The organism is Enterocloster sp. HCN-30185, assembly GCF_037890305.1.
In the GTDB taxonomy this organism is placed as follows: Bacteria; Bacillota; Clostridia; order Lachnospirales; family Lachnospiraceae; genus Enterocloster.
The window spans coordinates 196,804-218,598 of the sequence record NZ_JBBKBT010000001.1 but is presented as its reverse complement, the minus strand read 5'-3'; the positions used below and the strand labels follow the sequence as shown (position 1 = coordinate 218,598).

The 21,795-nt window shown below is 45.4% G+C and carries 16 protein-coding genes and 1 pseudogene; 15 read left to right on the top strand and 2 right to left on the bottom strand.

Features of this window, described 5'->3' with window-relative positions; translation table 11 throughout:
- Window positions 1-5 precede the first annotated feature (5 nt).
- From WKT10_RS00970 to WKT10_RS00950, 5 genes are all read left to right on the top strand, one after another.
- Window positions 6-2,054 (top strand): hypothetical protein, encoded by a 2,049-nt coding sequence (locus tag WKT10_RS00970; RefSeq protein WP_340274851.1) that lies wholly within the window; start codon window positions 6-8, stop codon window positions 2,052-2,054.
- Between the two features lie 7 nt (window positions 2,055-2,061).
- Complete coding sequence (locus tag WKT10_RS00965) at window positions 2,062-3,504, top strand: serine hydrolase domain-containing protein (RefSeq protein WP_066544609.1); 1,443 nt, start codon at window positions 2,062-2,064, stop codon at window positions 3,502-3,504.
- Window positions 3,505-3,519: 15 nt separating this feature from the next.
- Entirely contained in the window at window positions 3,520-5,718 is a 2,199-nt protein-coding gene (locus tag WKT10_RS00960; RefSeq protein WP_340274849.1) for a glycoside hydrolase family 36 protein, read from the top strand.
- 27 nt (window positions 5,719-5,745) lie between these two features.
- A complete protein-coding gene (locus tag WKT10_RS00955) occupies window positions 5,746-6,732 on the top strand; it encodes an aldo/keto reductase (protein ID WP_066544605.1) in 987 nt (328 codons plus the stop codon).
- Between the two features lie 367 nt (window positions 6,733-7,099).
- Window positions 7,100-8,020 (top strand): AEC family transporter, encoded by a 921-nt coding sequence (locus WKT10_RS00950; RefSeq protein ID WP_066544603.1) that lies wholly within the window; start codon window positions 7,100-7,102, stop codon window positions 8,018-8,020.
- A 22-nt stretch (window positions 8,021-8,042) separates the two neighbouring features.
- On the opposite strand, the gene WKT10_RS00945 is transcribed toward WKT10_RS00950, so the two are convergent.
- Entirely contained in the window at window positions 8,043-9,086 is a 1,044-nt protein-coding gene (locus WKT10_RS00945) for a helix-turn-helix domain-containing protein (protein ID WP_340274846.1), read from the bottom strand.
- Window positions 9,087-9,284: 198 nt separating this feature from the next.
- On the opposite strand from WKT10_RS00945, the pseudogene WKT10_RS00940 reads away from it, so the two are divergent.
- Both WKT10_RS00940 and WKT10_RS00935 read left to right on the top strand, forming a co-directional pair.
- Window positions 9,285-10,606, top strand: a pseudogene (locus WKT10_RS00940) (L-arabinose isomerase family protein).
- A 21-nt stretch (window positions 10,607-10,627) separates the two neighbouring features.
- Window positions 10,628-12,235 carry a xylulokinase gene (locus WKT10_RS00935; protein WP_419042914.1) on the top strand — a complete coding sequence of 536 codons (1,608 nt, stop codon included), beginning with the start codon at window positions 10,628-10,630 and terminating at the stop codon, window positions 12,233-12,235.
- Between the two features lie 59 nt (window positions 12,236-12,294).
- On the opposite strand, the gene WKT10_RS00930 is transcribed toward WKT10_RS00935, so the two are convergent.
- The gene (locus WKT10_RS00930) at window positions 12,295-12,786 is read right to left on the bottom strand and encodes a QueT transporter family protein (protein ID WP_066544597.1); all 492 of its coding nucleotides are present in this window, start codon (window positions 12,784-12,786) and stop codon (window positions 12,295-12,297) included.
- A gap of 479 nt (window positions 12,787-13,265) precedes the next feature.
- Between WKT10_RS00930 and murC the strand changes: the two genes are divergently transcribed.
- From murC to WKT10_RS00890, 8 genes are all read left to right on the top strand, one after another.
- Window positions 13,266-14,651: a UDP-N-acetylmuramate--L-alanine ligase gene (gene murC, locus WKT10_RS00925; RefSeq protein WP_066544595.1), complete on the top strand. Its 1,386-nt coding sequence runs from the start codon at window positions 13,266-13,268 to the stop codon at window positions 14,649-14,651.
- 292 nt (window positions 14,652-14,943) lie between these two features.
- Window positions 14,944-16,020 (top strand): DnaD domain protein, encoded by a 1,077-nt coding sequence (locus WKT10_RS00920; protein ID WP_340274844.1) that lies wholly within the window; start codon window positions 14,944-14,946, stop codon window positions 16,018-16,020.
- Window positions 16,021-16,065: 45 nt separating this feature from the next.
- Window positions 16,066-17,046 carry an ATP-binding protein gene (locus WKT10_RS00915; RefSeq protein ID WP_340274842.1) on the top strand — a complete coding sequence of 327 codons (981 nt, stop codon included), beginning with the start codon at window positions 16,066-16,068 and terminating at the stop codon, window positions 17,044-17,046.
- Window positions 17,047-17,138: 92 nt separating this feature from the next.
- Entirely contained in the window at window positions 17,139-18,308 is a 1,170-nt protein-coding gene (locus WKT10_RS00910) for a ribose-phosphate pyrophosphokinase (RefSeq protein WP_340274841.1), read from the top strand.
- Between the two features lie 143 nt (window positions 18,309-18,451).
- Window positions 18,452-19,567, top strand: a complete 1,116-nt coding sequence (locus tag WKT10_RS00905) for an acyltransferase family protein (RefSeq protein ID WP_340274839.1) — start codon at window positions 18,452-18,454, stop codon at window positions 19,565-19,567.
- 7 nt (window positions 19,568-19,574) lie between these two features.
- Window positions 19,575-20,033, top strand: coding sequence for a hypothetical protein (locus WKT10_RS00900; protein ID WP_340274837.1), 459 nt, complete (start codon window positions 19,575-19,577; stop codon window positions 20,031-20,033).
- Window positions 19,945-21,099 (top strand): recombinase RecA, encoded by a 1,155-nt coding sequence (gene recA / locus WKT10_RS00895; RefSeq protein WP_340274835.1) that lies wholly within the window; start codon window positions 19,945-19,947, stop codon window positions 21,097-21,099. The genes WKT10_RS00900 and recA overlap by 89 nt, the downstream gene beginning before the upstream one ends.
- Window positions 21,096-21,713, top strand: a complete 618-nt coding sequence (locus tag WKT10_RS00890) for a regulatory protein RecX (protein WP_337434324.1) — start codon at window positions 21,096-21,098, stop codon at window positions 21,711-21,713. The genes recA and WKT10_RS00890 overlap by 4 nt, the downstream gene beginning before the upstream one ends.
- The last annotated feature ends 82 nt before the right edge of the window (window positions 21,714-21,795 follow it).

Here is a 21,795-nt window from a genome sequence, read left to right as displayed (position 1 = left end):
ATACAATGAAACGAGATATAATACTGAGAAAGGAAGACTTTCACGATTTTCCTATTGGTGAATTTCCGTATGACAGAGATCATACTGCTGCCGGTGAATATCATTATATTGTAGAAGAGGGGTACCGAGGAGTCTGGTATGATCCGGTCTGCAATTATACCTATAATGGTACGGGCCCCACCTGGATTATTACCGAATATCAGGGGGTTCATTATATGGAATCTATGAGGATCGAAAAAAACAGGCCTCACAGAATATTTCCAACTCTGGAAACAGGAGAAAAAGAGTGGGGGGAATATACGGTATCCGTAAAATTGAGACGTCTTTCTACGAAAGGTACAGCAGGAATCGTTTTCTGTATGAGAGACAGTATCGATACACTGGCGTTCTGTCTGGAAAACAGAGACAGGGCTGTTCTTTCTTATCGTCACAAAGAAGATATAATGACTTTGGCAGAAGCAGAATTTCCTCATGGCTGCGATGAATTTTACCTTTTGGAGGCAATCTGTCATGAAGGATATGTGGATTGCCGTATCAATGGACATCTGCTGTTTTCTGTTTCTGTACAACAGGCTTTAAGAGGCGGAAGGGTAGGAATTACCGCAGATTGTCCTTCTCAATTTACTGATTTTGAAACTTTGGTATCAACGGAAGAATTTCAGGCAATCCAAGAACGTACAAGACAGGCAAAGGAATTGGAAGAAAACGAGATGTCTTCTCATCCGGCCATGAAACTGTGGAAAACCATTGACCTTCAGGATTTCGGCACCAGCCGACAGGTTCGTTTCGGCCATCTGACAGGAACAGACGAATGGTTTGTGGTATTGGCACAGATGCAGAAGCGTATCAGCCGGGATGCCTACGGTTTTATAAGCTGTCTGACAGCTATTGACTTGGAAGGCCGTGTTCTGTGGCAGCTGGGAGAGCCTTCGATTAATGCGAATATCTTGGGAAAGGTTTCTGCTGATATGCCATTTCAGATATATGATATCGACGGAGATGGAAAAGATGAGGTAATTGTAGGGAGAAATTTTGAAATTCAGATTCTGGAAGGAACCACCGGAAAAATAAAAAAATCAGTAAAAACCCCCTGTTCTGATGACAATGACAGTGAACTAATCGGAGTGCCCTATCAAATCTACGCCTTTGACAGAATCAACCCGGATGGCATTCGTATCTGCAATTTCAGAGGAAAAGACCGACCGGCAGATATTCTGATCAAGGATCGATACTGCCGTGTCTACGCTCTCGATGAAAATTTAAATCTTCTATGGAAATACCGAAGTCATAAAAACACGGGGCATTGTCCGCTGCCAGTGGATATTAACGGAGACGGACGGGATGAAGTGATGGTGGGTTATACCATGTTGGATGCAGACGGATGTGAGCTTTGGACCTATCCCATCACAGAAGATCATACCGATGAAATAGTAGCCGGAAAATTTCGCGGAGATGGAACGGGATATTTTGCCTGTGTATCCGGAACCCAGGGTTTTTTTATTGGTGATTTTTATGGAAATATAGTAACCAGAGATCTGATTGGCCACGCCCAAAGAGTCAGCGTAGCCAATTATTGTCCGGAAAGACCTGGATTTGAGCTTGCGGTGGTAAATTTCTGGGGACATCAGGGTGTAATTTACCTTTATGATTCAGATGGGAAAGAATTATGGGAGATAGAAAATAAAATGAACGGCAATATTCTGTGTCCTGTAAATTGGGACGGCAGCGGACAGGAACTAATCCTGATCAATGCAGATCCCTTCAATGGCGGATTGATGAATGGGAAGGGTATTCGATCTGTCTCCTTCCCTGATGATGGACATCCGACTTTGTGCTGTGAAGCAATCAATCTGACCGGTGACGAACGGGATGAACTGGTAGTATGGGATTACCACAGTATGTATATCTATACACAGGAAGACAGCCCCAGGCCCCAAAGTTACCACCCTGTAAAATTCCCGATTTACAATGCGTCTAATTATCGAGGCGAATATGCTTATCCAGATAACTTCTATCTGGATTTCAGTAAAAAAGAGCGTCAAAAAGGAGAGTGAACGTATCATGAAAATTAGTACACCAGAAAAGCAGGGAATCTCTTCCCGTTCCCTGCTCCGTTTTATTGACCGATTAGAAGAACAGAAAATACCCGTTCACAGTATCCTCATTGCAAGACACGGATATTTAGTATTGGAAGCCTACTATAAGCCCTATGAAAGACATACGCTGCATCGTATGTTTTCACAGACCAAAAGCTATACCTCTCTGGCTATTGGCCTTTTGGTATCTGAGGGACGAATTTGCCTTCAGGATAAAATTTGCAATTATTTCCCGGAATATCTTCCGGGAAAGGTACATCCCTGGATGACTGAAATGACGATAGAAGATATGCTGAAAATGGAAACCTGCCATAACATGACAACCTATAATAAAACCAGCTCTACGGAAAACTGGGTCAGAAGTTTTTTCCAGACCGTTCCAACTCATCGCCCAGGAACTGTTTTTATGTACGATACATCTTCTTCCCATACGCTTTGCGCTCTGGTAGAAAAACTAACCGGTCAGAAACTGCTGGATTTTCTGAAGGACAGGCTATTGCGTCAGATCGGCTTTTCCGAAGAAAGCTATATTATGCCAGATCCATTTGGCGTTTCTATGGGTGGCACAGGACTAATGGCAAAACCAATAGATATGATGCGGGTGGGACTGATGATCCTGAATGGAGGAAAACACCCGGATGATTATGGACAGTCAAAAGGAAAACAGGTGTATCCGAAGGAATATCTGGATCAGGCTCTGGCTTTTCAGACACCTACCATTATGAGTTCCACCAGAGATTGGGGATACGGATATCAGTTCTGGAAGATGCCGGATAATGGTTTCGCCATGTTGGGAATGGGAAGCCAGAACACCTTGTGTTTCCCCAAGCAGGATATGGTTATTGTAATGACCTCTGACACCCAGGGAATTCCAAACGGTGATGATATGATTATTCATAGTATCCGCACAGAGATCTTTGAAACATTATCAGATGATATGCTTCCTGAAGATGACGGATTGCAGAAAATGATGAAAAACAGGCTGGCAAATCTGACACTGCCGGTATTGAACGTACAAAACAAAGAAAATCTTCAGGAAACTATAGATAGAAAAAATTACTTTTTTTATCCTAACAAAAACGGATTTAAGCGACTGCGGGTCATTTTTGAAAATAAGCAACAGGGAATTCTGGAATATGAAAATGAGCGTGGAACTCATCAGATTTTTTTTGGCATAGGAAAACACAGGAATTGCCTGTTTCCTGAATACAGACAGCTGTGCGTATCATCAGCCACCTGGTGTGACAGGGATACCCTTTACATCTGCTCCCAACTAACCGATGAATTAGTGGCGGCCATTCATTTTAAACTTGTATTCTCTGAAAATGGGACTCTTACCCTTATGATGAAAAAAACAGAGGAAACCCAATTTAACGAATTTCAGGGTGTGCTGACAGCATCCCTTTAACTGGAGAAATTTAATATGGAGTATAAAAGCGAAAATATAAAGCTTATTTTTTCTCAGGATATAGTGTATGAAAAAGATGGATTGAAAAGACAGCTTTCATTGGAGAAAGGGATCGGACAGAATGAAGATCTTCTTGCAGTTTGTATGACAGAACGTGAGAAGAACGGAAATATGCGGCTGCGCATGAAAGTGAAAAACACAGGAACACATCCTGTTATTCTCAGAGAGATGAATTACATTCGGGTGCAGGATCAAAAGGATTTTACACTCTTCGAACAGAACCTTGAGAATTTTCTTGTATACCGTCAGGGACGTCACAAAAATGATGTTCCCACTGTATTTTGTCCTGGAATACGGGATGGACGGCTGGCAGACGGAACAGGCGGTATGACAGAAACGGGAGACCAGAAAAATAATGCATCGCAGATCATTCATAGCGATTCTCTGACTTTATTTCATTATCAGGATACAACAATGCTCTGGGGGTTTATGACAGGAAGAAACTGTTTTGTAGACTGTTGTATTGCAGCAGAATATAAACAGCAGGCTGACGAAGGTCTTATAGTCTGCGGATGTTCTTCTATCAATATTGTGCTGGAACCAGGAAAGAATTTTGAGGGAGAGGAGCTTCTTATCGCTTCCGGAAAAGATGAAAACCGGCTCATCCGGGATTTTTCTATGGAAAAAGCAGAACGATACAATGCCAGATATCATTCAAAAGCACCTTCTGTATTTTGCACCTGGTATTACTATGGACTGACAGTGACCTATGAAGATGTGGCTCTTTCTCTTTCAGAAATAAAGAAAAAGCAGCTGCCCTTTGATGTGTTTCAGGTAGATGAAGGCTGGGAAATTACTTTGGGAGAATGGGAACCAAATGAAAAATTTCCCCGCTCCATGAAAGAAGTGGCACAGGAAATCCGTAATGCAGGCCTGACGGCGGGTATCTGGACCAGTCCTTTTATTGCACATGAAACGGCATCTGTATGGAAGAAACATCCAAAGTGGATTTTACGTGACAAAACAGGAGTTCCCTGTCTGTTCCATATGAATGATACCGTATATCAGGTCTTTGATATTACCAACCCTGAGGTTTATTCGTATTTTACAGAACTTTACAAAAAACTAACCTTTGACTGGGGTTATACCTATCATAAACTGGATTTTACCAGAGCTGCCGTTTTATATGAAGATGCAGATTTCTTTGATAAAACAGTTACACTGGTACAGGCATATTTCCGGGCGACAGAGGCTGTACGCAAAGGGATGGGCAATGATTCTTATTTTCTGATGTGCGGAGGTCTTTACGATCCTATTATTGGACTGGTTGATGGACAGAGAATGAGCGCCGATGTTCTGTCTATGTGGCAATCGAACATCAACCGGGATGGTAAGGCCCAACCCTTTACCGTAAAACAAAATATGCTCCGTTATTATATGAACAGCTGGTGGAATAATGATCCTGACGCCCTGATGGTACGCAGACAAAAGCAAATGACGCGGGGGCTGAGACTGACTCTGGGACTGCTGAATGAGGAAGAAGTAAAGACAACTGTAGTTAACCAGTACCTGGGAGGTGGTCTCATATGTTCCACAGAGCCTTTGGCATCCATTGATAATGACCGGCTTTATCAGCTGGAGCATATACTCCCTGTTATGGAACGGAAGGTAGAGGTGAGAAATCTTTTTGGCGAATGCCGTTTTCCGAATATGGCTGATATCTATTTGCCGGAAAAAAAGTGGCATAGCTTCGTACTCATAAACTGGAATGATGAAACAGAAATACCTGCCGCATTTCAGCTGACAGAAAAAACGATATCCGGTTTAAAAAAGGATCGCGTTTATCTTGTGGCAGAATTCTATTCTGGATGTTATCAGACAGATATAAAATACGGGGATACTGTATCCATGGGCGTAATACTGCCTCACGGCAGTGCTGTATTTAAAATTCAGGAATATGATCCTGCAATGCCTTTTATCGTCAAAAGTACGGCACATTACTCTATAGGCGGGGAAACAGAGGTTCTAAAGATCGAAAAGGAAACGTTGATCTTTGAGATGCAATACCTTTTTGAAACGGAAAGTATATATCATGTGCTTCTTCCTGAAGGATATGAAACAAAGGATCATAATCGTGAGGTTGAGATACATGTCCGCAAAACAGGGAGAACTCTGATAGAAATTCCAATTCAGGAAATTCACAAAAATACCTGAAACAAAAATTTAAACGAGGAACAGACTATGGCTGATACGAATGAACTTTCACTTCCGGGCAGTGTCCCGGTATCAAACATTGTTTTAGGAACCATGTACTTTGGAAGCAGGATTTCTCAGACGCAAAGCGAACGTCTGCTCGATACATTTGTATCCATGGGAGGAAATCAGATTGATACTGCCAGATGTTACGCCGACTGGATTCCAGGCGGTGCCGGTGCCAGCGAAAAGGCAATTGGAAAATGGCTTTCCGGCAAGAAACGTGAGTCTGTTTTTCTGGGAACCAAGGGAGGCATCAAGCCCAGAGGATATAATGCAACAAGAGGAGATCTGAGTCAGGAGAATCTGGAGAAGGATCTGAAAGCCAGTTTGACGGCTCTTCAGACCGATTACATTGATCTTTACTGGCTTCACCGCGATGATCTTCGCTTTTCTCCGGGAGAAATCGTAGAGAGGATGAACCAGTGGATTCGTCAGGGATACATTCGCTATTTTGGTGTTTCCAACTGGACGGCGAAACGTATCATGGAAGCGAATGAATATGCGGCATCCCATGGTTTGTCAGGAGCTGTGGCATCCCAGATCCAGTATGGTCTAGGTATCTGCACTCCCTCTGATTGGGGAGATTCCACGATTGTCTGTATGGATAATAGCGAATACATGGCCTACGAAAAGCTGCAAATACCAGTTTATGGTTATTCTGCCCAGGCAGAGGGATATTTTCCTTTATATATAAGAGGCGGTTCAGGCGCGCTAGGCTCTGATACAAGAAAAAAATATGATACGCCTGTAAACAGAATTCGTGCAGATCGTCTTAAACAGCTGATGAAAAAAAAGCAGTATTCTCTTTCGTGGATCATGGCAGAATATGTTCTCCGTTCTTCTTTTCCCGCAATGTTTATCATGGGAGGAAGCAATGAATCGAGGATGAAAGAAATTATGGGACAATACAACTGTGGAAAAAAGCAACTAACAGATGAAGAGTGGGAGATAATTTTGAAAACTACTCCCTAAAGATCTGCCACATATGAAAGTTGTCCTGAAAACATAATTTAACCTGTTTTACTGGATTTATGTATACAGCAGAAATCTTGTTTCCCGTCAATAGCTTCATCGAAAAGTGAAAGAAACTGATAGTTGTCATTGTCGAATTTATTCTGACAATTATCAAAAATCAAAAATTTATGTCCAAGTGAGTTGTTTATATGCTATCATATAGGTATATTTCCTTTAGGTGGATTGGTTGATAGTTTCTCGCAGCTCTATTTTACCATAAATCTTGAGGAGATATTTTATTTTAGAAACAAAAAATGCCGTATTTATGCAGCTTATGGTGTTTCGCAAACGCCTATTATCTATCAAGAATCAAAGGAGAAGCATTATGGTTTTAATAAAAATTTCCCCGGTTATTTTAATGGTTTTAATTGGATTTTTCTGCAGAAAAACAGAGATGATTACCACAGAGGGGATGGAGGGATTAAAGACACTGGCAACCAGCCTGATGCTGCCGGTTTTGCTGTTTCATACGCTTGCAACCACCGAATACACATCAGCTACTATTGCCGTCATAGGAATAATGCTTCTGGCGCTTTCCGCTGCTTTTATCATAGGAATGCTCATAAAAAGAGCTGTCCCGTCGGCAGGAATATTTTTCCCCTTTTTAGTCACCAGCTTTGAGGGAGGAATGTTGGGTTATCCCCTGTATGCTGTTTTATGCGGAGAAGCCCGGCTGTCTAATATTGCTACTCTGGATATTGCCAATACCATATTTGTATTTACAGTATTTCTGGCATTTCTTACCGCCTCTGTAAACGGGAAGGTACAGCCGTCAGAAATGATTTCCAATGTACTTCATTCACCGGTTTTCTGGGGCGTTTTTCTGGGAATTGCAGTGGGAGTGACGGGAGTGGCCGGTTCATTTTTAAATACCATGGCAGGAGCGCTGTATACGTCGGCTAAGGATATGATTACGTCAGCCCTTTCAGCCGTTATATTGGTTGTAGTGGGATACGGGCTCAGCTTTGACCGGGCAGTGCTTAAAAAATGCGGAAAGGCCGTGGCGGGCCGTATGGTAATTCAGGGTGCTATACTTGCGGTGATTATGATTCTGTTAAAGGATATGTTTGCCACGGCTGAAATGAAAACGGCTCTTATATTGTATCTGTTCCTTCCGCCGACCTTTGTGATTCCAGCTTATGCAAAAACGGAAGAGGATGGTATTTACCTATCTACTACCATTTCTTTGTATTCAGTATTTACGATTGCTATATTTATCCTTCTTACGATTACTATGAAAGTATAGGATGAAAAGTTTGGCAGTAATTTCAGATGAATTTTCTGTATTCGCCAGGCGTCATATTATATTTTTCCGTAAAAATCCGGTAGAAGTATCCTTTATTATGGTATCCTGTCTGTTCGGCAATTTCGGATATGGTTAAGTCTGTTTCAATCAGCATCCGTTTTGCCTGTTCCAGACGGATACTCTGAAGGTACTCCGAATAGGTCATCCCTGTTTTGCTGCGGATCAGCCGGTTGAAGTAATCTCTCTGAAAATGGAACCGTTCCATCAGCTCGTGGGTTGTGACGGATTGATAGTGGGTCTGGATATAACTGCATACCTCTTCAAAGACGGACCAGCTGATGTTTTTTTGCTGTTCTCTGGTAAGGGAAAAATCATAGTCTGTACTTAAAATTTTAAAAATACGCAGAAGAAGGCCGCGGCAGATGTAGGCGGCTCCGATTTTATTTTCATACAGCTCCGTCAGAAGAAGGGAAAGGCAGGGCTCAATCTTCTTCCGGGCATTCGCAGCGAGGTGAAAATGAATATACTGCTGCAGGTCATTTTGCTTCATCAGCGCAGTTTGAAGAAAGGTGATGATTTTTTCCGTGGTAATATGCTCATTCATCACTTCCTCAAACATACGGTTTTCAATTCCGAAAAAGAGCACAAGGGAATCCTGGCAGGAGAGATAATCCTGATGGATACAGTTTTTGTCAATAAGGCAGACATCGCCCTCATGAAATACGATCTCCTTTCCTGAAATATTCTGCCGGAAGTTACCTTTCACAACATATCCAAGCTCAATATAGTCATGGGTATGGCGCTGTGTTTTAGCTCCGCTTTCGAAGGCAAAGCGGTAGCAGAAGCGGTCAGGCGCAGGATACATGGCAGCGCGAAGCTGATTTCTGCCGCAGAAATCCCAGCACAGAAAGAAGATCCGCTGGGAAGAAAGCAGGGGATATGTCTTGATTTCCTTTGCAGATTTGGAATATTCGACAGAAAGCAGTCTGGTTCCCAGAGGATGACCGGGCTCTAACTGTCTTGGGGCAGAGGATATAAGCTGTCTGCATATTTCGTCCAGATTCAAAATTTTCACCTCGCAATTTGAAGGTTTTATGCTGCGGTTCTGATAAAATTATAGCGTATTTCTGGAAAATGACAATAGTAAGCAGTCGCAGCAGGTAACTTTAAAATAAGAGTGGCAAGATTATGGAATTGTGCCCTTCTGCCCTGTTTTGTAAAATAGAATCAGAGTTTTATAATAAAAAACAGATGAGGTGACAGTATGCTGAAGAGAAAAAATTATAGTTTCTGGTTTTGCGCGGGCTCTCAGGATTTGTACGGGGATGAATGCCTGGAGCATGTGGCTGCACATTCAAAGCGTATGGTTGAGGGCTTAAATGAATCGGGAGTCCTTCCGTATAAAGTGATCTGGAAGCCTACGCTGCTTACAAATGAGCAGATCAGGCGAACGCTGAACGAGGCCAATCTGGATGAGGAATGTGCAGGAGTAATTACGTGGATGCATACGTTTTCACCTGCGAAATCATGGATTTTAGGGCTTCGGGAATACAGAAAGCCGCTGCTGCATTTACATACGCAATTTAATGAAGAAATTCCCTATGATACCATTGATATGGATTTTATGAATGAAAACCAGTCTGCCCACGGTGGCAGAGAATATGGCCATATTGTAACAAGGATGGGAATAGAACGGAAGGTGATTGCTGGCTACTGGCAGGATGAAGAAGTTCAGAAACGGATTGCATCCTGGATGAGAACAGCGGTAGGAATTGTTGAAAGCAGCCGTATCCGTATTATGCGTGTAGCTGACAATATGAGAAATGTAGCGGTTACGGAGGGCGATAAGGTAGAGGCACAGCTGAAATTCGGCTGGGAGATTGATACACATCCGGTAAATGAAATCGCAGAGTGTGTGGACAGCGTGTCTGAGGCAGATACCAGAATGCTGGTGGATGAATATTATGAAACCTATGATATCTTACTGGATGGAAGAGATCCGGAGGAATTCAGGCGTCATGCAGCCGTTCAGGCACAGATTGAGCTGGGCTTTGAGCGTTTTCTGGAGGAAAAGGGCTATCAGGCCATTGCAACCCATTTTGGAGATCTGGGTTCATTAAAGCAGCTGCCGGGACTGGCGATTCAGAGATTGATGCAGAAGGGCTATGGCTTTGGGGCGGAGGGAGACTGGAAGGTGGCCGGAATGGTTCGTTTGATGAAGCTTATGACAGAGGATATGAAGGACGCAAAGGGCACGTCCATGCTGGAGGATTACACCTACAATTTCGTAAAAGGAAAGGAAGGGATTCTGCAGGCTCATATGCTGGAGGTTTGCCCCACCATGGCAGAGGGATCGGTCAGCATCCGCTGCCAGCCCCTGTCTATGGGAGACAGGGAAGATCCGGCAAGACTGGTATTTACCTGTAAGGAGGCGCCCATCATACTGCGTTTTCCTATGACCTCACAGCAGAGCAGATGGGAGACTGGGCCGCTGCAATGGGAATAGAGGCAGTATATATTGATAAGGATACTACAATCAGGAATTTCAAACGGGATCTTATGCTTGGAGAATTATTTTACAGATAACCGTTAAAGGAGAGCAGAAAATTGGAAGAAATCAGGATAGAGGACATAAAAAAAAGGATTCAGTCAGGAAAAACGGTTTTGGGAATTGAACTTGGTTCCACCAGAATCAAGGGCGTTCTTCTGACAGAAGAAGGAGGATTAATAGCGGATGGCAGCCACCAGTGGGAAAACAGGCTGGAAAACGGGATATGGACCTATTCGATGGAAGCAGTCTGGAAGGGAATGCAGGAGTGCTATGGCGATCTTAAAACAAAGGTAAGAGAAGCATATGGGGCAGAGATAGAAACCATTGGCGGAATTGGAATCAGCGCCATGATGCACGGTTATCTGGCATTTGATGGAAATGATGAACTTCTGGTACCATTCCGCACATGGAGAAATACCATAACGGAGCAGGCGTCACGGGAACTGACAGAATGTTTCAATTACCCTATCCCCCAGCGCTGGAGTATCGCTCATCTGTATCAGGCGGTGCTGAACGGAGAAGCTCATGTAAAAGATATTAAATACATCACCACGCTGGCAGGCTATGTGCACTGGATGCTTACCGGAGAACGGGTACTGGGTGTGGATGATGCGTCGGGAATGTTTCCTGTTGACGCAAAAACAGGAAACTATTATACGGATATGCTGGACTGTTTTGACCAAAAGATTTCAGACCGGTCGTTTCCATGGAAAATCAGGGAAATCCTGCCCCGGCCTCTTCTGGCAGGGGAGCAGGCAGGCGTTCTTACAGAGGAGGGTGCAGGGCTTTTAGATCCGGAAGGAACATTGAAGGCCGGAATCCCCCTGTGCCCCCCGGAAGGAGATGCGGGAACAGGGATGGTTGCAACAAACAGCGTAAAGGCGCGCACAGGCAATGTATCCGCAGGAACCTCCATATTTTCCATGATTGTACTGGAAAAAGAGCTTTCAAATGTATATTCTGAAATTGACCTTGTGGCAACGCCTCAGGGGGCTCCGGCGGCTATGGTACACTGCAACAACTGCACCTCAGACCTGAACGCCTGGGTGAATATTCTGAAGGAATTCAGCGATACCTTTGGCTTTCATATAAGCGGGGATGAGCTGTATGGAGGGCTTTTCCGAAAGGCTCTGGAGGGCGATAAGGACTGCGGAGGACTGGTGGCCTGCAATTATGTTTCAGGAGAACCGGTTGCCGGCTTTGCAGAAGGCCGTCCGTTGTTTGTGCGCCGGCAGGACGGCCGGTTTAATCTGGCAAATTTTATAAGGACCCATTTATATGCAGCCTTTGGTACTCTTAAGATCGGAAATGACCTGCTGTTTGACAAAGAGGGCGTGAAGGTAGACGTGATATGGGGCCACGGAGGCATCTTTAAAACGGAGGGAACGGCTCAGAAAATCCTTGCGGCCGCTTTGAACACTCCCGTATCTGTTATGAAATCAGCCGGAGAAGGGGGCGCCTGGGGGATTGCAGTTCTGGCACTGTATATGATAAATAAAAAAGAAGGGGAAGCTTTAGAGGATTATCTGGAAAAACGGATTTTTCAAAAGGCAGAGAGCGTAACAGCAGCTCCGGAACCGGAAGATATAGAGGGCTTTAATCAGTTTATGGAAAATTATAAAAAAGGGCTGATGATTGAAAAAGCGGCTGTAGATGCATTATAAATAATAAAAATGCCGGCACCTTAACCTGTAAAATTACAAGCTAAGGCGTCGGCATTCTTTTATGCTCTGCTCTGGCGGAAAATCGTATATTTATAACGCTCCAGTATAGCTAAGAGGCCATTTCCCAGAACCCCAACGGCCAAAATCTCGCCAATCCCTACGGTGAGCATCATAAAAGGGATCAGATCTGGGGAACCGTAGGCATACCGCAGCACCCAGGGGATGATCAGGGTATTTGCCAGGATAGGGGGGAGGCATACCAGCCTCTTGTGATGCCGAAGGGCATAGGAGCCTGCTGCACCGATTAGTGTGGCAATACTGCCACAGATCACATCCATGAGCACGGCTGTACCTAAGAGGTTAGAGATCAGGCATCCTAAAAAGAGTCCCGGAACGGCTGCCGGTGTAAAGAAGGGAAGGATGCACAGCGCTTCAGAGATGCGAAACTGCACCGGTCCGAAGCTGATGGGAGCGAACATCATAGTCAGCGCCACATACACGGCTGCGATCAATGCACCGTGTACCAGAAAATCTGTTTTTTTCCTGTTCATATTTAGTTGTCTCCTTTAGTTTTGTTTTACGAGTGGAAGGTCTCGAACACTCGATTCATTTTACGCCGGAAATCGGCGGAAAGCCCCTTTAGACCTTATTTTTGGGCTTTACAGCGTCTCCTAGTTTAGCATGAGTTGCAGAGCAGGTCAAGAGGAATGTTTTAGTAACAGTTCAGCATCACATGTTTTATGGTATTCTCACAGCAAACTATGTTTTTTAATATGTTTATGATAAAATAGGATGAACAAAGGCAGCAGTATCTTCATCCTTTGGGATTGCTGCTGTGCCGGAGCATGACATTTAAAGATCTGGCCGATAAGGTGGATCAGATGCTGTATGAAATAAAACGCGGCAGTAAAAAGGCTATCGGGTATATGGAATGCTTTTATAATTTCATATGACATTTCCGGCGGACTTTGATATAATTATAAGGAAAGCAGACAAATACATACCGTATCACAGGGAAAGGGAATAATATATGTATCAGATAGATTTTGACAAACCGGAACACATTCACTTTATTGGGATCGGAGGCATCAGTATGAGCGGGCTGGCAGAGATCCTGCTGGACGCCGGATTTACCGTATCCGGCTCTGACGCCCATGAAACGGAGCTTACCAGACATCTGACAGAGAAGGGGGCGCGGATTTATTACGGCCAGCGGGCCGCCAATATTGAACAGGAGCCGGGGATTCAGGCCGTGGTTTACACAGCGGCGATCCATGGCGACAACCCGGAGCTTATGGCAGTGCGGGCAAAGGGGCTTCCGGAGCTTACCAGAGCGGAGCTTTTAGGGGAACTGATGCGTAATTATAAGCAGTCCATAGCCATAGCCGGTACGCACGGAAAAACGACCACTACCTCTATGCTGACAGATATTCTGTTAGCCGGCGGCACAGACCCTACGATTTCTGTAGGCGGTATCCTGAAGGATATCGGCGGAAATATACGGGTAGGCGGGCCTGAATTCTTTGTCACAGAGGCCTGTGAATATACAAACAGCTTTTTATCCTTTTATCCCACCATTGAGGTGATTTTAAATATTGAAGAGGATCATCTGGATTTCTTTAAGGATATCGCGGATATCCGTCATTCCTTCCGTCTGTTTGCAGAGAAGCTTCCGGCAGGAGGCCTTCTGGTGATCAACAAAGATATTGACCGGGTGGAGGAAATTACCCGGGGACTGAACTGCCGCGTAATCACCTTCGGAAAGGATCCGTCCAGTGATTATACAGCCGGAAACATTACATATGACGAACTTGGCAGACCGTCCTATGACCTGATTGTGCAGGGAGAGGTAGTAAACCGGATTTCTCTGGGAGTAACAGGGGAGCATAACGTATACAACTCTCTGTCAGCCATTGCTGTCGCTCTGGAATTAGGTGTAGGCTTTGACGGCGTAATTGCAGGCCTCAGAAAATTTACGGGAACAGACCGGCGGTTTGAGAAAAAGGGAGAGATCGGCGGAGTAACGGTGATTGATGATTATGCCCATCATCCACAGGAGATCAGTGCTACTCTGAAGGCGGCAGAGAATTATCCCCATAAGCGCCTCTGGGTAGTATTTCAGCCCCATACCTATACCCGTACAAAGGCATTTCTGGATGAATTTGCTCAGGCTCTGTCAGGTGCTGATGAGGTGATACTGGCAGATATCTTTGCAGCCAGAGAGACGGATACACTGGGAGTCAGCTCAAGGGATATTGCAGAACGGCTGGAAAAGCTGGGTACAAGCGTCCATTATATTCCGTCCTTTGATGAGATTGAAACATTTATTCTGGAACATTGTATACACGGGGATCTGTTGATAACTATGGGCGCCGGAGATATTGTAAAAGTGGGAGAAAAGCTCCTTGGGCTGTAGTTATCCACAATATCCACATAGTTTTCAACACGAAACAGAGCTAAAAACTGTGGATGAATCATCTGATATGAAAGGATGATAGGAGATTTGGAAAACCACGGTTTTATGCGGAAAATTGACAGCTTATGGGGGAATGAGACCAGATGGGAGATGGTTTTTCCACAATATCCACATTATCCACAGAATGAGCAGTGGAAAGAAGGCCCTATTTTCTTTTAGCAGTGGATATGATATACTGTCTGCAAACATTTCCCGGACAGAAAAAGGGAAAATGCAGCAAGGAGTGGTGAAAATGAGTATGAACTGGAAGGACCGCTGGAGCATAGGGGCTACCATGGTGGCAGATGCGTTTATAGATGAATATATGGCCGGTGCCAATGGGGAATATGTAAAAGTATATCTTTATATTCTGCGTCATCAGGGCGAAGAGCTTACCGTGGAGTCTATAGCGGATGCTCTCGATCATACGGAATCCGATGTGCGGCGTGCTGTAAGCTATTGGGAAAAACTGGGGATTCTTTCCGGGGCAGAAAATGAGAAAAAGCAGGAAGGGGAGCTTTCTTGGGCTGCGGATCCGGCTGCTTCCTGCGCAGAGGCTAAGGAGGAAACGGCTGCCAGCGCAGACCGTGCTCCGGTGTATTCTGCGGCTCAGGTAAACCGGCTTTGCGGAGATGAGGAGTTTTCCCAGCTTCTTTATATTGCGCAGAAATATTTAAATAAAGTTTTTACACCAAGAGACTGTCAGGTATTTGCATGGCTCTATGAGGGCCTTGGAATGAGCAGTGAGCTCCTGGAATATCTTGTGGAATACTGTGCCCAGAACGGCCACAGTTCGGTTCGGTATCTGGAGACGGTAGCAGTGAGCTGGCATGAAAAAGGGATTAAAACATCTCAGGAGGCACGGGAGCTGGGAGCAGCTTATTCGAAAGATTCCTTTGCGGTCATGCGGGCCTTTGGAATTAACAACCGCAAGGCAGCGCCTCCTGAGCAGGCCATGATCGACAAATGGTTTAAGGAGTACGGGTTTGCCAGAGAAATCGTTTTAGAGGCCTGCAGCCGGACCATTACCGCCATCCACAGCCCCAGCTTTCAGTATGCAGACCGTATTTTAAGAGACTGGAAGAAAGCCGGCGTAAAGAAAATGGAGGATGTCCGTGCTTTGGATGCCAGACGTCAGGCTCTGGTACAGGAAAATGGCGGAGATAAGGAAAAGCGGCTTCAGCGCTATAACAGCGCATCAAAGGATGGGGGAGGGAAAAAGAACTCTCAAAACCAGTTCCATAATTTTAAACAGAGGGATACAGATTACGATGCCCTGATGTTGAAACAGGTAAAGGAATGGGTGGGCGGAGGAAGACCCCGTACATAAGGAACCGCCCCGGGAGGGCGTTACAGACTGGAAGGAGAACAGGAGATGGCACTGAGTAATTCCCAGTACGACGCAATCATGCGGGAATATGGCAGGCAGCAGCTTGAAAACCAGCATCAGCTGGAAGCACGAAGAAATGAAATTTACCGGGTGATTCCGGCAGTCCGGGAACTGGAAGCGGAGATTGCCGGCCGTTCTGTGGCCGGAGCAAAGCGGCTTTTGGCCGGGGATACGGGAGCGTTAGCGGAGCTTAGAGAAGAACTGGCAGATTTAAGGGAGCAGAAGGCTATTTTAATTCGGGCCAAAGGATATCCGGAGGACTATCTTACGCTTCATTACAGGTGCCCGGACTGCGAGGATACAGGCTGGCGCCAGGGCCGCAAATGTCACTGCTTTCTCAGGGCTCAGATGAAGCTGCTCTATGCCCAGTCCAATCTGGATCATGTGCTGGATCAGGAAAATTTTTCCAGATTATCGTATGACTATTATGACAGCAGTGAAATCATTCCGGAGCTTGGGCTGACCAATGCAGATTATATGCGCAGGGTGGTGGCAGGCTGTCGGGAATTTGCTGCAGATTTTGACCGAAAAAAGGAGAATCTACTCTTTACAGGCAGTACGGGAGTGGGGAAAACCTTTCTTACAAACTGTATTGCAAAGGAGCTGATCGATTCAGGCCATTCGGTGATCTATCTGTCGGCAGGCGATCTGTTTGAGGTGTTTTCCAGAAATAAATTCGACTATGATACCCCGGAGGATATGAGAGACACATATCGCTATATTCTGGACTGCGACCTGCTGATCATTGACGATCTGGGAACGGAGCTCAATAACAGCTTTACCTCTTCGCAGCTTTTTTACTGCATCAATGAGCGTATGAATATGAGCCGTTCCACCATTATTTCCACCAATCTGTCTTTAAAGCAGCTTCGGGATTCCTACACGGATCGTGTGACCTCCCGGATCATGCGCTATCGGATCATTCCCCTTTACGGCAGGGATATCCGTGTTTTAAAGAGGGGATAGCTTGACGAAATGCATGCAAAGATGGTATAAAGATAATAATGAACGGCAGGTGCGTTTTTGGCGCGCAGTACAAACAGGAGGATAAAGAAATCATGTTATATGAAGAGAAAGTCATTGAGACCATTCCGGTGGGCCCTCTTGGGTTGATTTCCTTAAAGAGCTGTACGGAGTTGGGAAATAAGGTGGACAGGTATCTGGTAGACTGGAGAAGAGAGCGGGAGAGCGAGCATAAATCTACCATCGCTTTCACCGGTTATCAGAGAGATTCTTATATTATCAATGCATCTACCCCCCGCTTTGGTTCCGGCGAAGGAAAGGGAATTATTGAGGAATCCGTAAGAGGCGATGACCTTTATATCATGGTGGATGTATGTAATTACAGTCTGACCTATTCCCTTTTCGGAATGACAAACCATATGTCTCCGGATGATCATTTTCAGGATTTAAAGCGTATCATCGCAGCTGCAGCAGGAAAGGCGCGCAGGATCAATGTGATCATGCCATTCCTCTATGAGAGCCGCCAGCACAAGCGTTCTGGCCGTGAGTCCTTAGACTGTGCTCTGGGACTGAAGGAGCTTGTAAATATGGGCGTGGAAAATATTATTACCTTTGACGCCCACGATCCCAGAGTTCAGAATGCAATCCATTTAAAGGGCTTTGAGACGGTACAGCCGATCTACCAGTTCTTAAAGCATCTACTTAAAAATGAGCCTGATTTAAAGATCGACAGCGATCATATGATGGTAATCAGCCCAGATGAGGGCGGTACTGGCCGCGCTATTTATTTCGCAAATATGCTGGGACTGGATATGGGTATGTTCTACAAGCGCCGCGACTACACGAAGATCGTAAACGGAAGAAATCCCATCGTGGCTCATGAGTTTTTAGGCTCCAGCGTAGAGGGAAAGGATGTTCTGATCATTGACGATATGATCTCCTCCGGCGAGAGCATGCAGGATGTAGCCAAGGAATTAAAACGCAGAAAAGCCAGAAAGGTATTTATCTGCTCTACCTTTGGCCTGTTTACAAACGGACTTGCCAGATTTGACGAATATTATGAAAAGGGCTTTATTGACCGGATCCTGACAACCAATCTGGTATATCAGACGCCGGATCTTTTACAGCGTCCTTACTATATCAATGTAGATATGAGCAAGTATATTGCCCTTATCATTGACAATCTGAACCATGATGCTTCCTTAAGCGAGCTTCTCACACCTACCAGCCGTATTAACCGTCTGCTGGAGCAGTATAGAAGCTGATTTCTAAGGCGGCAATGTTTAGGGGCTGTTTCCTGCGGGAAGCGGCCCTTTTTGGTTCTGTATCTGAATTTCATCTATTTGAAGCAGATACAGGAGCTGACTTTGATCGACTTTTGTACACACCTTTAGGAGGCTGCGGGAAAATGGATGGTGGGAAAATGGAGGAACGGGTTCAAAACACAATTTCAGAAGAAGACTGGTTCAGAAATAAGGTGTATTGGCTCAGTTTTCTGTTCAGTCTTCTGGTCGTATGGGCCCACTCTTTAAATGGAGAACTTTTTGTAACGGGGGAACAGGAACTGGAAACGGTACAGCAGCTGGAACATCTGGCAGCCAGTCAGCTGGCTCAGATTGCAGTGCCGGGTTTTTTTATGATATCTGCGTATTTATTTTACAGAAATTTCCAGCTAAACAGCCTGTTTTCCAAATGGAGATCCCGGTCAAGAACAATCCTGCGTCCCTATCTTCTCTGGAATAGTTTGTACTATGGGGCTTATGCTGCGGCAACCAGGATTCCCGCTATCTGTCAGATCATTGGAAAGCCGCCGGTTCCGCTTACTGCCGGGGAGTTTCTTAAAGCTCTGCTGCACTATGGTTATAATCCTGTGTTCTGGTATCTGTTTCAGCTGATCCTGCTTATTCTCCTGGCTCCGGTTTTGTATGTTCTTTTGAAAAAAAACGTAAGAGGTCTCCTTTTTCTGCTCTTTTTGATCCTGTGTCTATGGAAGGGAGTGTCGTTTCCCTGGCTTAATCTGGATGCTCTTTTTTATTATTCTGCGGCAGCTTTTTTTGCTTTGAGAAGGGAACAGCTGGGAAATTATCTGGAGCGCCGTCCTGCGGAGTCTCTTAAGGAACGGTGGAAGCACTTATTCATCCAGATCACAATTCTGTCGTTTTTCTTTTGGCTGCTTCAGATTACAGGCCTTCCGGCTGCTCCTCTCCATGGCCATCCTCTTCACACGGTTCTTACACGCCTGTGGGGGGTATGCACGGCGGTATGCCTGATCCGCATCATTCCCCTTCCGCCTGCCGCAGACCTCATAAAAAACAGCTTCTTTCTTTATGCGGTTCATTTTCCCTGGGTCCGCCTGCTCAATAAAACGGCGGCCCTCATTCTGCCCTCCACACCTGCCAGCGCTCTTTTTATGTTCATCCTGATGCCTGTTTTTATCATTATCATCACCTGTATCATAAGCAGCTCAATGAAAAAAATTTTTCCGGGAACCTATTTTGTCCTTTCTGGAGGCAGAGGAAGATGAAAGGGAGATGAAAGGAAAACTTCCGGTCGGGAAGACCCTTGCAAAAACAGGAAATCTATGCTATTCTGAACCTGCAGCACAGGCCATCTGTCCTGTGCTGCAGCATCATTTCACAGCTTTTCCAGTCTTTGGATGGAGAAACCATCCGTGTCAGGGTTCTTCGCCCGGATTTACCATACAGCACGCAGCCGTACATTCTGTCGTGCAGAATCAGATCACTCTCCCCGGTATTCTGCACCAGAACGTAATAATACACCCTAAAAATCCGTTGACATTTGGATGGTTCTATACTATGATTATATTAAAAGAACATTTGTTCGGAACGAAGCGTCGTCTCCGGTTTCAGACGGAAAGAGAGATTTCATTAGGAGGAAAATATGGGCAAGGAAGAAAAGATGAGCGTAAACAGAGATATGAATCAGGAAGAAAAGTTAAAGGCCCTGGATGCGGCCCTCACACAGATTGAAAAAGCCTATGGCAAGGGTTCTGTGATGAAGCTGGGGGAATCCGGTGTGAATATGAATATAGAAACGGTTCCCACAGGTTCGATCAGTCTGGATATTGCACTGGGATTGGGCGGTGTCCCCAAGGGAAGGATTATCGAGGTATACGGTCCGGAGTCTTCCGGTAAGACCACGGTTGCGCTCCATATGGTGGCAGAAGTACAGAAACGGGGCGGTATTGCGGGCTTTATTGACGCGGAGCATGCATTGGATCCGGTTTATGCCCGGAATATTGGCGTAGATATTGATAATCTTTATATTTCTCAGCCGGATAACGGAGAGCAGGCTCTGGAGATCACAGAGACCATGGTTCGTTCCGGTGCTGTGGATATCGTGATCGTGGACTCTGTTGCAGCTCTCGTTCCAAAGGCAGAGATTGACGGAGAGATGGGGGATTCCCATGTGGGACTTCAGGCCCGTCTGATGTCTCAGGCCCTTCGAAAGCTCACTGCCATTATCAGCAAGTCTAACTGTGTGGTTATCTTTATCAATCAGCTTCGTGAAAAGGTCGGCGTTATGTTTGGAAATCCTGAGGTTACTACTGGTGGACGCGCTCTGAAGTTTTATGCGTCTGTCCGTATGGACGTCCGCAGGATAGAGACCTTAAAGCAGGGAGGGGAGGTTGTAGGAAACCGGGTCCGCGTAAAGGTTGTGAAGAATAAGATTGCTCCTCCTTTTAAAGAGGCAGAGTTTGATATCATGTTTGGAAAGGGGATTTCCAAAACGGGCGATATCCTGGATTTGGCCGTAAAGGAAAATATCGTGGAAAAGAGCGGTGCATGGTTTGCATATGGCGGTTCCAAAATCGGTCAGGGACGTGAAAATGCCAAGCAGTATCTGGCAGAGCATCCTGCGATCTGTGCAGAGATCGAGGCACAGGTGAGAGTGCGCTATCAGCTTCCGGGAGCAGAGGAGGCTGAGGCAGAGGCCAGAAAGGCAGCGCAGGCAGAGAATGTCCGGCCTGCATTCTCTCAAAGTGAAGCAAAAGAAGATCCTGCGGCAGAACCGGCAGCGGATGAAGAAGCATGAGGGTCACAGCGGTGACCCCTGTGGATAAGAGAAAGTGCAAAGTCTTCCTGGAAGAGGAGGACTTTGCTTTTCCTTTATACAGAGGGGAGGTAGAGCGGTTTCATATTCAGGAAGGCTCTGAACTGCCGGAAACTGTATATCTCCGGATCCTAGAAGAGATTTTGGTTCCCAGGGCAAAAGAGCGGGCTCTTTACCTTCTGCAGGCTCAGGGAAGGACTGGAGCACAGATGGAAACGAAGCTTTCAGGTGACGGATATCCGAAAGAGGTTATAAACAGGGTGATGGAATTTCTGAAGGAATACCGTCTGATTGATGACAGAGTCTATACAGAGAATTTTATCCGTATGAATCAGGAGAAAAAAAGCCGCCGCCAGATAGCGTTTGAGCTGCAGCAAAAGGGAGTGGACCGCCAGGATATTTCTAGGATTCTGGAAGGAAGCGCTCAGGATGACCTTGCGGCTGCCAGAAATCTTTTGAAAAAACGCCTTCGAACTGCAGATCTTTCTGATCTCAAAGAGAAAAATCGCCTGGGGGCGTATTTGGGAAGACGGGGCTTTTCCTATGACGTGATCCGCAGGGTGATGCAAGAGGTTCAAAGTGGGCAAGAGGAGTAGAAGAAGCCGTAATTTCAGGAAAAATGTTTTACAGGATGCACAAAAGCCGGGGAAATCAAGACTTGACACTCTTTACAAAAAA

Excerpts from the sequence above, each read along its gene's own strand:
- WKT10_RS00970 (WP_340274851.1), top strand. The coding sequence starts at position 6 with ATGAAACGAGATATAATACTGAGAAAGGAAGACTTTCACGATTTTCCT.
- WKT10_RS00965 (WP_066544609.1), top strand. The coding sequence starts at position 2,062 with ATGAAAATTAGTACACCAGAAAAGCAGGGAATCTCTTCCCGTTCCCTG.
- WKT10_RS00960 (WP_340274849.1), top strand. The coding sequence starts at position 3,520 with ATGGAGTATAAAAGCGAAAATATAAAGCTTATTTTTTCTCAGGATATA.
- WKT10_RS00955 (WP_066544605.1), top strand. The coding sequence starts at position 5,746 with ATGGCTGATACGAATGAACTTTCACTTCCGGGCAGTGTCCCGGTATCA.
- WKT10_RS00950 (WP_066544603.1), top strand. The coding sequence starts at position 7,100 with ATGGTTTTAATAAAAATTTCCCCGGTTATTTTAATGGTTTTAATTGGA.
- WKT10_RS00930 (WP_066544597.1), bottom strand. The coding sequence starts at position 12,786 with ATGAACAGGAAAAAAACAGATTTTCTGGTACACGGTGCATTGATCGCA.
- murC (WP_066544595.1), top strand. The coding sequence starts at position 13,266 with ATGTATCAGATAGATTTTGACAAACCGGAACACATTCACTTTATTGGG.
- WKT10_RS00920 (WP_340274844.1), top strand. The coding sequence starts at position 14,944 with ATGAGTATGAACTGGAAGGACCGCTGGAGCATAGGGGCTACCATGGTG.
- WKT10_RS00915 (WP_340274842.1), top strand. The coding sequence starts at position 16,066 with ATGGCACTGAGTAATTCCCAGTACGACGCAATCATGCGGGAATATGGC.
- WKT10_RS00910 (WP_340274841.1), top strand. The coding sequence starts at position 17,139 with ATGTTATATGAAGAGAAAGTCATTGAGACCATTCCGGTGGGCCCTCTT.
- WKT10_RS00905 (WP_340274839.1), top strand. The coding sequence starts at position 18,452 with ATGGATGGTGGGAAAATGGAGGAACGGGTTCAAAACACAATTTCAGAA.
- WKT10_RS00900 (WP_340274837.1), top strand. The coding sequence starts at position 19,575 with ATGAAAGGAAAACTTCCGGTCGGGAAGACCCTTGCAAAAACAGGAAAT.
- recA (WP_340274835.1), top strand. The coding sequence starts at position 19,945 with ATGGGCAAGGAAGAAAAGATGAGCGTAAACAGAGATATGAATCAGGAA.
- WKT10_RS00890 (WP_337434324.1), top strand. The coding sequence starts at position 21,096 with ATGAGGGTCACAGCGGTGACCCCTGTGGATAAGAGAAAGTGCAAAGTC.